Source organism: Kitasatospora sp. NPDC034533, assembly GCF_055575155.1.
Genome location: NZ_JBVITE010000008.1, coordinates 158,647 through 171,633 on the forward strand (window position 1 = coordinate 158,647; position 12,987 = coordinate 171,633).

A 12,987-nucleotide genomic window follows, 5' to 3' on the forward strand; every position below is an offset into this window, starting at 1 on the left:
CGCGGTGGCGACGGCGGGGCGAAGGGGGGAGCGGGCAGGGCTCAGGCGAGGCCGCGGAGCATCAGGTTCCAGTAGAGGAACGGCAGCCCGCGCCGCTTGAGGTGCCACATGTCGGTGCGCTCGCGGATGGTGTCGATCAGCGGGATCGACGGGGCGGGCCGCCCGGTGTAGTCGAACTCGGCGAGCAGCATCTTGTCCCGCGCGGTGGTCAGCGGGCAGGAGGAGTAGCCGTCGTAACGCCCCTGGGGCTCACGGCCGTTGAGGACGGCGAGGAGGTTCTCCACCAGGACGGGCGCCTGCTTGCGCACGGCGGCGCCGGTCTTGGAGTTGGGCGACGATCCGGCGTCGCCGAGCGCCCACACGTTCGGGTACCGGACGTGCCGCATCGTGTGCTTGTCGATCTCGACGTACCCGGCCGGGTCGTCGGCGCCGGCCAGCGGGCTCCGCTTGATCCAGTCCGGGGCGCTCTGCGGCGGCACCACGTGGGCGACGTCGTACGGCAGGGTCCTCGTGCCCCCGGTCGCCGAGTCGGTGACGACCACCTCGCGGGCCCCAGGGCGCACCTCGGTGACCTCGCTGCCGTAGTGCACCGTGATGCCGTACCGGCGCACCACCTCGTCCAGCACCCGGGCGAACTCCGGGACGCCGAAGATGGCGGCGCCGGGGATCACCAGGTGGACGTCGATCCTGCCGAGCACGCCCTGGCGGCGCCAGTGGTCGGCGGCCAGGTAGGCGATCTTCTGCGGGGCGCCGCCGCACTTGATGGCGCCGCTCGGCATGCTGAACACCGCGCTGCCCGAGCGGGTCCCGCGGATGAAGCGCCAGGTCGCGGGGGCGTACCGCGGCAGGTAGTTGCTGGACAGGCCGTCCTCGCCGAGCCCGGCCGCCAGGCCCGGGATCCGGTCCCAGTCCAGCTGGATGCCGGGGCAGACCACCAGGTGGTCGTAGGAGACGGTGCCGCCGTCGTCCAGCGCCACCTCCCGGGCCCCGGGATCGACGGCCACGGCCGCCCGGCGTATCCACGCCACGCCCTTCGGCATCACGGACGCCTGCGGCCGGATGCTCTCCGCCAGCGGCGCCCGTCCGCCGCCGACCAGCGTCCACAGCGGCTGGTAGTAGTGGTGCCCACTCGGGTCGAGCACCGCGACGTCCCGCTCGCCGGCCCGGCGCAGCCGCGCCGCGACCGTGATCCCCGCGGTCCCGCCGCCGATGATCACGATCCGGTGATGCCTGGTTATCAAGAGGACCCTCCCTGGCCAAATGTACGGACATAAAGCTAGGCCCGTATCGCGACAAGTCGCAAGACATCCTGGAGAACCTCGCTCGATTTGTCCGTACATTTGCCTCCCAGGCACGGCTCGCCTCTCGTCCGGCGGGGCGGGAACGCGAAAGGAGGCCGAGCGTCGTTCGCTCGGCCTCCTCGCGGATCGCGCGGCCATGGGGGCGGCCGGTGACGGCCCGGCCGCGCACTCAGGCGGTCAGCGCCTCCCGGTAGCGGGCCAGGGCCTGGAGGGCGTAGCCGTTCGCCGTGTGGTCGTGGCGGTAGAGCAGCTCCAGGAAGTAGACCCCGACCAGGCTCGGGTTCCACAGCGCGTTCTCGTTGCGGTTGTCGATCAGCCACCGCGCACCGCGCACCAGGACCGGGTCGAGCGGGTCGACCCCCGCGCCGATCAGGCCCAGCACGGCCATCGCGGTCTCCTCGGCGGTCGACGGGCCGTCGGGCGCCGGGGTCTGTCCCCAGCCGCCGTCCGGGTTCTGGTTGAGCCGCAGCCAGGTGACGCCGCGCCGGGCCACCTCGGTGTGGCCGAGGCCGATGTCGCCGAGCGCGCGCAGCACGGAGCCGGTGCCGCTCACCCGGCCGGTGTACCACTTGTTGTCGATCCCGCCGTCGGCCCGCTGGACCGAGCGGAACCACTGGTAGGCGTGGACCAGCCGCGGGTCCCCGGGCGGGCAGGCGCCGGAGAGCCCGAGCGCGGAGACGGCCTCCGCGGACATCACCGCGCAGGGCCCGTAGAGCACCTTGGGCGAGCGCGCCTTGCCGACCAGCGCGAACGACGGGTCCAGCGAGGCGATCCGGCCGACCTGGGCGAAGCAGCTCCACGACCCGTCGTGGTTCTGCTGCTTGAGCAGCCAGTCCGCGCCCTTGCGGACCTGCGGGTCGCGCACGTCGGCGCCGCCGCCGGCCAGGGCGATCACGGCGTCACCGGTGTTGCCGCTGTTGGGCCAGCCGGACGGCAGGCCCCAGCCCCAGCCGCCGGAGGGCGCGCCGGTCCAGATGAACTCCTCGTGGCGCTGGGCGCCGCGGATCCAGTCCAGGCCCTTGCGCACCCGGGCGTCGTCGCCGAGGCCCGCGTGCTGCATGCCGACCGTGATGAAGTTGGTGGCGTCCACCTCCAGGTCGCGGGTGACGGCCCAGGCGCCCTCGGGCTTGATCGTCGCCCGGAAGTACTTCAGGCAGTGCCGGACGATGTCCGGCCGCTGCTTGGCCAGGGTCAGCCCGATCACCACGTTCGCGGACATCATCGGGGACTCGACGAAGCCGCCGTCCGGGCCCTCGAACTCCACCAGGCCGACCAGGTACTCGATCGCCTTCGGGGTGGCGGCCCGGTTGACGGCGCGGCGCAGCCGCCCGTGGGGGCGCTCCGCGGCCATCAGGCCCCACGCCATGGCGGTGGGCATCGCGAAGGTGAGCTTCTTGCGCAGCGGGGCGGGCAGCAGGGCGATCTCGATCGGCACCCGGAGCAGGTCGTCGTCGCTCACCAGGCCGGCCAGGGCCAGGTAGAAGTGGACGAGGACGGTCAGCGAGCACCGCTCGACGTCGCGGACGGCCTCCATGCCGCCGAACTCCTCGACCCGGCGCCAGCCGCGGCGGATCTGCTCGGCCGCGCGGTCGGGGCAGACCAGGGCGAGGGCGGCGACGGTGAGGGCGGTGCCGTTCAGCGTCGACCCGGTGTCGACGTCGTCGCCCCAGCCGCCGTCCTCGGCCTGGGTGCGCAGCAGGAAGGCGACGCCGCGTTCGATCAGGTCCGCGCAGCCGACGGGGTCGGCCAGGTGCATGGCGATCACCACGTCGGCGGTGGACGGGGCGCTCGGGGAGAGGCGTCCCTCCCAGCTGCCGTCGGAGCGTTGCAGGTCGAACAGGGCGTCGGTGGTCTCGGCCAGGGCCTGGTCGAGGTCGGCGCGCAGGCCGTTCTCGGCGGGCGGGGCGCTCTCGGCGGGCGCGTTGGTCGTCATCGTGGTCACCTCCGGGTGAACCCGGGTGTCTCCGGGGCGGTCGGGCGGACCGGCTGGCCGGCCCGGAACTCGCGGTAGCGGGGGGCTGGTTCGACGGACGCGTCCCCCGGGGAGGGGGACGCCGTCGTGTGCTGCTGTGCCGTCATCGCCCCCGGAGCGCAGGGGTGTCGAGCGGGGACGGCTCGGCGGCGGGGGCGTAGCGGCGGACCGTCTGGGCCGCGTCGGCCGCCCGGTCCAACTCGCCGCTGCTCGCCGCCCGTTTGATCGCGGCCAGCGTCGCGCGGGCCTGGTCGGCGTCGAGGGCGAGGCCGATCGAGTCGGCCACCGTGCGCACCGCGGACACGCCGGAGTGCTTGCCCAGCACGATGCGCCTGCTGCGGCCGAGCAGTTCGGGCCGGTAGGGCTCGTAGGTGCTCGGGTCCTGGGAGATGCCGTCCAGGTGGAGCCCGCTCTCGTGGGTGAACGCGTTGGCCCCCACCACCGGCTGGTACGGCGGCACCCGCACCCGGATGAGTTCGGCGACGTACTCGGCCAGCGACTGGAGTTCGCCGAGGTCGAGCCCGGTGTCGTGGCCGAGCGCGGTGCCGAGGGCCATGACGACCTGCTCCAGCGGCGCGTTGCCGGCCCGTTCGCCGATGCCCAGGACGCTGCACTGCACCCCGGAGGCCCCTGCCGCGAGGCCCGCGAGGGAGTTCGCGGTGGCCAGGCCGAGGTCGTTGTGGCAGTGCACCGCGAGCGGCAGCGGGCAGCCCGCGCCGACCGCGCGGACCATCGCCGCCATCGAGGCCGGGTGCGCGATGCCCACCGTGTCGGCGAGGCCGAACGAGTCCGCCCCGGCGTCGGCGGCGGCCAGGCCGACCCTGATCAGCACCTCGGGATCGGTGCGGGTGGCGTCCTCGGCCGCGAAGACGACCTGGCGCCCCGCGCGCTTGGCGCGCCGCACGGCCCGATCCACGCCGGTCAGCACCTCGTCCAGGCTCATCCGCAGCTTGTTGGTCAGATGGCTCTCGGAGGTGCCGATGAAGATCGCGATGCTGTGCGCACCGGTCTCGATCGCGGCGTCCACGTCGCGGTCCAGCGGCCGGGCGATCACCTGGATCAGCGCGTCGCCGCCCGCGTCGACGATGCCGCGGATGGCCGCGGCCTCCTCGGTGGAGACGGCAGGGAACCCGGCCTCGATCAGCGGGATGCCCAAGGCGCCCAGGCGGCGGGCGAGTTCGCGCTTGTGGGCGGGTGTGAACACCACGCCCGGCATCTGCTCGCCGTCGCGCAGCGTCGTGTCGCTGATCACCACGGTGCCCGGCAGCTCGGGCCCGGCGTCCACGGTGTCGGCGGGCGTCCGCTCGGTCACCTCGGCCCGGGCGGCCGTGGCGGGCGCCGGCTGCGCCGCCCCGGCCTCGGCGGCGGGCGCCGTGAGCCGGCGGAAGCTGTTGAACAGCTGGTTCAGGCGGATCATGTCGGCGGGCGGCGCGTCCATGGTCAGCCGCCGGGAGAGGTAGGCGCGCCGCGGGTTCGTCCGGCCGAGCAGGAAGATGTCACGGAACACCGCGCCGGTGGTGGTGATGGTCACCAGCGGGGCGTCGCTCGGCGGTTCGCCGTCCTCCTCGTCCAGCAGGCGGACCTCCCCGCCCCGGCTGAGCAGCAGCAGGCGCGTCCGCGGCTCGCTGAGCCGGATGTCGATCCGGCGCTCCCACCCGGACAGCCCGGCGAGCAGCTGCGGCTCGCCGCCCAGCAGCGCCAGTTGGCCCCGGACGAAGTCGCGGACCCGCTCCGGCGTCACGGCCTCGTCCTGCGGCTCCGTGGCGGCGGAGCGGACGCCGAACTCGTGGCGCTCGCGCAGCTGCCGCTGGCTGAACCAGGTCGCACCGACGGCGGCCACGGTCAGCGGCACGCCCAGCGCCGGGCCCGGCGTCCAGATCGCGAAGGAGCCGGCCAGCACGATGCGGGTCATCACCAGCACCGCGTGGGCGCGGTAGGCCTGCGGGCGGGTCTGCCCGTGGGGGCGCAGCAGCGGGCCCACCGCGGCGGCGGCGCTCGCGGCGGCGACCAGCAGGGCGAGCACGTAGCCGGTCTGCCAGGGCCGGCCGAGGATCGCGGGCGCGCTCGCGGCCAGCGCGTACGCCCCGGCCAGCAGCAGCGCGGCGGTGCCCGCGGCGCGGGTGGCCCCGCGGTCGACCGCGTAGGTGCGGTAGCCGCCCTCGCGGTCGCCGTCGATGTCCCGGACGGCGCCGACGAGGTTGGACGCCGCGTCGTGCAGCCAGAAGACCAGGGCGACCGGCAGCAGCCGCGCCGGCGGCTGGTCGGCGACCATCATCGAGCCGTAGAGGAAGGCCAGCGCGGTCATGCTGCCGCGCACGATGTTGCCGCTCAGTCCGCGGGCCTTGAACACCTTGCTGTAGGCGATCCCGGCCGCGAACGCGCCGAGGACCAGCAGCACGGTCCGCCAGTTGAGCACCAGCGAGAGCAGCCCGCCGGCCGCGCTGCACGACAGGAAGCAGCACAGCGCGGTCGTCGCGGACATCCGGCCGGAGGGGATCGGGCGCTGCGGCTTGGCCTTGGCGTCCAGCTCGCGGTCGAAGTAGTCGCCGCCGTAGAGTCCGGCGAGCCAGCCGAGGGTCGGGATCGCCCAGGCCGCGAGGCACCGCGCTGCTGACGCGTGGGGGTTCGCCAGCAGCGCTCCGGCCAGACCGACCAGGCCGACGTAGAACGCGGTGTACGGCCGCCACGTCTCCAGGTGCGCGAAGAGGGCGGTACGGATGCCGCGACGCACTACCGGCACCGGCTGACCGCCGTCTTGGCGAAGTACTCCAGGCTGCGCCTGCTCTGGCTGTCCGGCAGACCGGCGAGCGTATCGATGGCGTCGGCCGCGAACTTCCGGGCCTCCTGCGCGGCGCGCTCGATGGCCCCGTGCTCGGTCAGCAGGGCGAGCAGGCGGCGGTGGCGCTCCTCCAGTTCGCCCTCACCGTTCATCAACCCGTCCAGCTCGTCGGCGAGTTCCGGCCCGGCCTCGGCACGGCACAGCAGGATGGGGAGGGTGAGCCGGCGGTTCGCCAGGTCGCTGCTGCTGGACTTGCCGGCCTCCTCGGAGGTGGCGATGTACGGCAGCAGGTCGTCCCAGATCTGGAAGGCGACGCCGAGGTAGGTCCCGTAGCGGCCGAGCGCGTCCGCCTGCTCCGGGGTGCCGCCGCCGAGGGTGGCGCCGATGTCGCAGGAAGCCCGGAAGAGCGCCGCGGTCTTGTTCTCGATCATGCGCAGGTAGGAATTGATCCGCATGTCGCCGTTGAGCCGGATCTCCTCCTCCATCATCTGGCCGGCGCAGAGGTCGGCACCGGCCTGGGCGGCCTTGGCCATGGCCCGCACGATCCGGTTCGCCTCGACGCCGTTGGCCGCGCAGGTGGCGAGGGCCGCGAAGAGGTAGAAGATCAGCGCGTCGCCGCCGACGATGGCGTCGGCCTGGCTGTATTTGGCGTGGACGGCGGGCATTCCCCGGCGGAACTCGTCGCCGTCGATGATGTCGTCGTGGATCAGGCTGGCCAGGTGGGCGCCTTCGGTGCCGGCCGCGGCGGGCATCACCTGGTGCAGGTCACCGCCGACGGCGGCCGCGCTCTCCAGCAGCAGGATCGGACGGAAGTACTTGCCCGGGGTCACCAGCGCGTAGCTGCACACCTCGGCGAGCCGGTCGCCGTCCGTCCAGTCGCCGCGCAGGCGCTGGAGCACCAGGTCGGCGAGGTAGGCGACGCGGTTGCGGCTCGACGCTTCCTCGGAGGCTCCGTAGGAAAGGAGACCGTCTTCGATGGAAACTCGCCCCGAGAGTTCGGGAAAAGACAACTTCTGCATATCTATCCCAATCCATCTACCCGGTTCCCGCGGGTCGCGATGAAAGTTCAGTGGAATGCAAGTGATGGCACGACGAACGGGAAGACGAAATCAGAGGAAAAACCGGCGGAACCAACGAAGAATCCGAGGGAAATTACCCCCGGATGGTTCCCGAACAGTTACCAGAAGATTCGACACGCGTCCGAAAAGCGGACACAGCGTTTCACTCAACGTCCCCCGTCGTCCATACCCCGGCAAGGCCCTCGACCTTGCCCGACCCCGAAGCGGTGAGGAATCCAATCGAGATCCATCACCATGTGATCGGAGATTATCGGCGGCGCTGGCGCCATGTCAAACACCCGTCCGCCCAACACCGGTGGCCCGCACCGCTGCGTAGTGGCGCCATGCCGGAACGTGATTTGGAGATCGACTGTCTACCCATCAGGCAGGGCGAGCGCTATTGTTCGCCGCATGTCCAGGACTATGCACACGTACGACGTGATTATTTGCGGGGCCGGGGCCGGGGGAATCGCTGCGGCCATCATGTTCGGGCGACAGGGGAAGAGCGTCCTGCTCCTGGACAAACTCCATGACACCGTCGAAACGTTCAAGGGCGAACTACTTCAGCCCGGTTCCCTCGGCATCCTCGACGGCCTCGGCGCACTGCAGCCGCTCCGCGACGCCGGCGCCCGCGCCATCGACCGGCTGTCCTGCGCCACCGCCACCGGCGAGGAATTGTGCGCCATGGAGTACCGCTGGCTCCCCGGCGACTACAACCACTGCATGACCCACACCTACAAGGGCATCCTCGACAACTTCGCGGGCATCCTGCCGGACACCGTCGAGTTCCGTCGGCGGGTCACCGTCGAGTCGCTGACCCGCGACGCCGACGGCCGGGTGAACGGTGTGAACGCCCGTCAGAGCACGGGGCGCGAGGAGATCCACGCACCGCTCGTGGTGATCGGCGACGGGCACGCCTCCAAACTGCGCGCCCAGCTCAACATCACCGTCGACACGACCCCGTACTCCCACCAGGTGGTCGCGATCGACCTGGTCGACGAGCCCCACCTGGCGACCCAGGCCACCACCTTCGTCACCCCGGCCGGCATGCGCGTCATGTACCCGATGCCGCACGACGGCGGCCGGCTCTACCTCCAGGTCCCGCGCGGCTTCGTCAACCGCGTCGGCAAGCAGGGCCTGCCCGCCTGGCTCGACGGCGTGATCACGGACTGCCCGGCGCTGGAGCCCGTCCGCGACTCCGCCCACCGGGGCCTGGAGACCTCCCGGGTGCTCTCCGCCCGCCGCTTCATCGCCCCCGAGTTCCACCGCGCCGGCGCGCCGCTGATCGGGGACGCGGCCCACGCGGTGCACCCGATGGCCGGCCAGGGCATGAACGCCGCCATCGCCGACTCCGCCGCACTGGCCCAGCTGCTCGAAGGGGTCGACCACGCCGACTCCGCCCGCGTCGACCGGGCCCTGAGGAGCTACGGCACCAAGCGCCGGGCGGAGGTCCGCACGATCTCCGAGTTCAGCCACCGCTTCGCCGACATGTTCACGGACACCGCCACCAGGCTCCGCTTCGCCCGCTCCACGTACATCCTGGGCCGCCACGGGCGCAACGAGCGGCTCTGCTACAAGATCATGCACAACATCTCCGGGCTGGGCTACCAGCCGTTCAGCGTCCTCGACCGCCTCCAGCAGCTCGGCCTGCCGGACCGTCACGCCCAGCTGCCGGCCCACGTCCGCCGGCTCGAACGGGTCTGAGCGGGCCCGCTGTCGTCCGAGCCGCGAACCGGCCGGCTCGCCGTCGCCCTCCGCAGTGCGGGGGGATGACGACGAGCCGGCTCCTTCGTGTCTCAGCCCTGTCCGACGATCCCGGCCAGGTGGGCCCGGTCCAGCTTGGCGTGGGCGGTGAGCCGGAAGGACTCCACCGCGACCACCCGGCCGGGCACCATGTAGCCGGGCAGCAGCTCCCCCAGCCGGCGGCGCAGCGCGGCCCCGTCCACCTCGGGCGCCTCCACGCAGAGCACCAGTTGCGCGTCGAAGCGCGCGTGCGCGTCCCAGAGCACCGCGGTGCGCGCCCCGCCGAGGAAGCCCGAGGCGGCGCGCTCGATCTCGCCGGTCTCGACCCGGTAGCCGCGGATCTTCACCTGGTCGTCGAGCCGGCCCCGGTGGTGCAGCAGTCCGTCCTCGGCCCGCTCCACCACGTCCCCGGTCCGGTACCAGCGCCGGCCGTCCGCCTCGGTGAACTTCGCCGCGTTCAGGTCCGCGTCGAGGTAGCCGCCGAACACCTGGGCCCCGGCGAGCAGCAGCTCGCCGCGCGCGTCGAGCCGCAGCTCCATCGCGGGCACCGCGGTGCCGATCGGCACGATCCGGCCCTCGGGCAGCGCCTCGCCCGGGGCCATCCGGTGGGTGCTGACCCAGACGGTCGCCTCGGTCGGACCGTAGACGTTGTCGACGACCGCGTTCGGCGCCGCGTCCCGGATGAGCCGGACGGTGCCCACCGGCAGCGGCTCGCCGCCGATCACCACGTGGCGCGTGCCCGGCATGCTGCCCGGGGCGAGGTTCCCGGCGGCGGCGGCCGACTCCAGCAGGCTGGGCGTGCAGGCCATCACCGTCACCCCGTGCCGGGCCGCCGTGCCCGCCGGGTCCAGCGCCTGCGTCCGGGAGACGGCCAGGACGGCCGCCCCGGTGCTCCACGCGCCCCACAGCTCGAACACCGAGAAGTCGAAGGTCAGCCCGTGGCACTGGGAGAAGACGTCGCCCGGCCCGACGTCGAAGGTCGCCATCGCCTGGGTGAGGAAGGCGTCGACGCTGCGGCGGGTGGTCCCGGCGCCCTTGGGGCGCCCGGTCGAACCCGAGGTGAAGATGTAGTAGGCCACGTCGTCCGGGTCGGCCTCGGGCGCGGCGGGCAGCACGGCCGGCGTCCGGACGGGAGGTACCGCCAGACCGTCCACGACCTCCAGCCGCAGTCCGGCCAGCGCCGCGAGCTGCGCCGCGACCAGCGGGTCGTCGGTCCGGTCGGCGACCACGACGCAGCGCGCGCCGGCCTGCTCCAGGACGGCGGCGTTGCGCTCCGGCGGGAAGTCGAGCGAGAGCGGCACCACCGTGGCCCCCGCGAGCAGCACCGCCAGGTAGCCGCGGTACGTGGCGGCCTCCCGTTCGCCGAGGACGGCGACCACGCCGCCCCGGCCGATCCGCTCGGCCAGGGCGCCGGCCTGGACGGCGAACTCGGCGTAGCGGTGGGTCGTCGCGCCGTCGATCACGCACACCGCGTCCGGGTGGCGGCGGGCCGAGGCGAGGAACCGCCCGGCCAGGGCGCACACCGCCCCGGCCGCGGGTCCGTCCGCACCGGCGGCCGGGGCGCTCCCTGCGGTGACCGGGACGGCTGGAGCGGCTGGAGCGGCAGGGTCAGCCGGGTCGGCCGGCCCGACCGCCGTGCCGTGCTCGCCGACGAAGGCCCAGAGCGAGCGCGGCGTGCGGAACGCCCGCTCGTCGAACGCGCCCAGGGGGATGCCGTACCGGCCGGAGACCGTCCGGCCCAGGCTCAGGATCCCCAGCGAGGTGATCCCGTAGGAGGTGAACGGCGTGTCGGGGTCGGGTTCCGCGCAGCCCTGCTCGCGCAGCGCCGACAGCAGCAGCTCCTCGAAGGCGTCGTCCCACGGGCGCCCGGGTCTGGGCAGGGTGGCGTCCATCGTCACAGGTCCTCGACGATCTCGAGCACCGCGCAGGTCAGGGTGTAGCCGGTGCCTCCGCCGAGCAGCATCACCAGGTCGCCGCGCTTCAACCGCCCGGTGGTGAGCAGGTGGTGCAGGCCGATGAACTGGTCGGCGGTGCCGATGTGCCCGGTGGTCCGGCCGAACTCCCAGGTGGAGCGGTCCAGCGGCAGGCCGAGGAAGCGGTCCAGCTGGATCTCGGTGCGCCACTTGGTGGTGACCACGGGGATGACGTACGTCAGTTCCTCGGCGGTGACCCCGGCCTGGGCGAGCACCTTGCCGATGCAGGCGTGGAGCAGCGCCTCCATCCGGCCGTAGTGCTCCAGCATCGGGACCTCGGTGTCGTGGAAGCGCTTGCGCATCTCCTCGAAGTCGACCGGCGAGAGGTCGGCGCCGGAGGAGAAGCCGCCGCCGCGCGCCTCGGCCTCCAGGGAGTTCTCGGCCAGCGTCACCAGCGAGCGCACCTTGGCGAAGCCCCCGGCGCCGCTGAGCAGCAGCGCGCTGCCGCCGTCGGCGAGCACGGACTGGTCGCCGTACCAGCGCGAGATCCACGGGTTGTCGAACCGGTCGCCGGTGGTGACCAGCACCGCGTCCTCGGGTCCGTTGACGAACCGGCTGGCCAGGTCGAGCGACCCCATCGCGCCGTTGCACTCCTGGACGATGTCGAAGGAGGGCACGGAGGCGCCGACGGTGTGCTGGGCGACGTAGGGCGCGGCCTGCCAGTAGCGGGCGCCCTGGTAGTCGACGTAGGAGTGGAAGAGGGCGCGGACCTCGCCGTACCCCTCCCCCGCCATCGCGAGCGCGTCGCGCCCGGCGGCGGCGGCCATCTCGGCCGGGTACAACTCGGTCTCGACGCAGGCCGACTCGACCTCGTCGGCGCGCGCGGCCTCGGGGTCGTAGCAGCCCGCCTCGATGGCCTCGGCGGCGGTCTGGCGCGGCGGCAGGTAGACGCCCACGCCGGCCACGTAAAGGTCGTTCATCAGATCACTTCGTCCCTGGCTCGGAAGTTCCACAGGCGGGCGGCGGCTCCGAGCCGGGCCTCCGGCCTGATGTTCGGTCAGGGCGCGGGCGCCTCAGCCCGGGGTGGCACCGGGCTCCCGGGCCGCGGGGGTGCTCGGCCGCGGCAGGCTCCGCTTGGCCTTCCGGTACTGGAACAGCAGCAGCCCGCTGCGGGACACCACCTCGCACAGCGCCATCAGGATCAGGCTGGTGGGCCAGGTCTGCGCGGAGTGCATGTCCAGCTTCTCGCTCAGTTCGCCGATCGCCTCGGCCCCGCCGTGCAGCGCGATGATGCCGAACGCGAGCCGGCCGGCCATGCCGACGATCCACAGCGCGGCGGCCGGGAGCGTCGCCCGCACGACGACGTCCTCACCCTCGCGGTGGACCTTGGTCAGCAGGCCGCAGCCGACGCCGAGCGCGGTCCCGACCGCGCCGAGCGCGCCCGCGAACAGCAGGTCGGAGGTCTCGGCGGGGAAGTCGCCGAAGTACTCGAACCCCGCCCACACCACGAGCCCCACCGGCCACACCAGGCCCAGCGCGGTGGTCTTCCTCCCCCGGATCTGGCGCAGGACCAGCGCGATCAGCCCGAGCGAGACGGCCCAGTCAGTCCAGCCCACGTTTCTCCTTCGGCACAGGTTTGCCGCCAGATGCATCACGAGATGATGCATCACGGGAGATAATTTAGTCCCGGGCACCCGCCAGAGCAAGATCGGCCCGAACTCACCGGTAGGATCCACGAATGGACGTTCTGCGACTGCACCGACTTTCCCGGCAGCTCCGGGAGGTCGCCCTCAAGGCCAGCCGGGGCGGGGAGGATTCGCCCATCTCCGTCGGCGACCTCGCGGTCCTGGAGAACGTGGCCCGGCACCCGAACAGCTCCATCGGCGAGATCAGCCAGCGGGCCGGCCTGGCCCAGAGCCGGGTCTCCAAGATCGTCCAGGACCTGGTCGAGGCCGGGGTGTTCCAGTGCAACAAGGACGCCAAGGACCGCCGCCAGACCCGGGTCCGGCTGCACCCGGACGCCCACCAGAAGACCTTCGAGGACTACGGCAAGCGCCCGGTCGACTCCGCCCTCGCCGAGGCCTTCCCGCACCTGGACGACGCCGGCCAGGCCCGCGCCACGGAGCTGCTGAACGAACTGGCCGACCTGCTCGACACCAGCACCGGCGCCTGACCACCCCGCCCGGCCCCGCCGGGACCACCGCTTCTCGACCCGCCGGCC

Annotated in this window: 9 protein-coding genes; 2 read left to right on the forward strand and 7 right to left on the reverse strand. The window is 72.9% G+C overall.

The window, feature by feature from the left end; translation table 11 throughout:
* Positions 1-41 precede the first annotated feature (41 nt).
* The 4 genes from ACZ55U_RS08670 to ACZ55U_RS08685 all read right to left on the reverse strand — a co-directional run bounded on the left by ACZ55U_RS08670 (position 42) and on the right by ACZ55U_RS08685 (position 7,071).
* Positions 42-1,241 (reverse strand): NAD(P)/FAD-dependent oxidoreductase, encoded by a 1,200-nt coding sequence (locus ACZ55U_RS08670; RefSeq protein ID WP_465523863.1) that lies wholly within the window; start codon positions 1,239-1,241, stop codon positions 42-44.
* Between the two features lie 229 nt (positions 1,242-1,470).
* Positions 1,471-3,234 (reverse strand): prenyltransferase/squalene oxidase repeat-containing protein, encoded by a 1,764-nt coding sequence (locus tag ACZ55U_RS08675; RefSeq protein WP_465523865.1) that lies wholly within the window; start codon positions 3,232-3,234, stop codon positions 1,471-1,473.
* 142 nt (positions 3,235-3,376) lie between these two features.
* On the reverse strand, positions 3,377-6,013 hold the full coding sequence (locus ACZ55U_RS08680) for a UbiA family prenyltransferase (RefSeq protein ID WP_465523867.1): 2,637 nt from the start codon (positions 6,011-6,013) through the stop codon (positions 3,377-3,379).
* A complete protein-coding gene (locus ACZ55U_RS08685) occupies positions 6,004-7,071 on the reverse strand; it encodes a polyprenyl synthetase family protein (protein ID WP_465523869.1) in 1,068 nt (355 codons plus the stop codon). Before ACZ55U_RS08685 ends, ACZ55U_RS08680 begins: the two co-directional genes overlap by 10 nt.
* A gap of 462 nt (positions 7,072-7,533) precedes the next feature.
* On the opposite strand from ACZ55U_RS08685, the gene ACZ55U_RS08690 reads away from it, so the two are divergent.
* A complete protein-coding gene (locus tag ACZ55U_RS08690; protein ID WP_465523939.1) occupies positions 7,534-8,814 on the forward strand; it encodes an FAD-dependent oxidoreductase in 1,281 nt (426 codons plus the stop codon).
* Between the two features lie 92 nt (positions 8,815-8,906).
* On the opposite strand, the gene ACZ55U_RS08695 is transcribed toward ACZ55U_RS08690, so the two are convergent.
* The 3 genes from ACZ55U_RS08695 to ACZ55U_RS08705 all read right to left on the reverse strand — a co-directional run bounded on the left by ACZ55U_RS08695 (position 8,907) and on the right by ACZ55U_RS08705 (position 12,382).
* A complete protein-coding gene (locus ACZ55U_RS08695; protein WP_465523871.1) occupies positions 8,907-10,745 on the reverse strand; it encodes an AMP-binding protein in 1,839 nt (612 codons plus the stop codon).
* Between the two features lie 2 nt (positions 10,746-10,747).
* The gene (locus ACZ55U_RS08700; RefSeq protein ID WP_465523873.1) at positions 10,748-11,746 is read right to left on the reverse strand and encodes a ketoacyl-ACP synthase III family protein; all 999 of its coding nucleotides are present in this window, start codon (positions 11,744-11,746) and stop codon (positions 10,748-10,750) included.
* A gap of 93 nt (positions 11,747-11,839) precedes the next feature.
* On the reverse strand, positions 11,840-12,382 hold the full coding sequence (locus ACZ55U_RS08705) for a hypothetical protein (protein WP_465523875.1): 543 nt from the start codon (positions 12,380-12,382) through the stop codon (positions 11,840-11,842).
* 122 nt (positions 12,383-12,504) lie between these two features.
* On the opposite strand from ACZ55U_RS08705, the gene ACZ55U_RS08710 reads away from it, so the two are divergent.
* Entirely contained in the window at positions 12,505-12,939 is a 435-nt protein-coding gene (locus ACZ55U_RS08710) for a MarR family winged helix-turn-helix transcriptional regulator (protein ID WP_465523877.1), read from the forward strand.
* Positions 12,940-12,987: the final 48 nt, after the last annotated feature.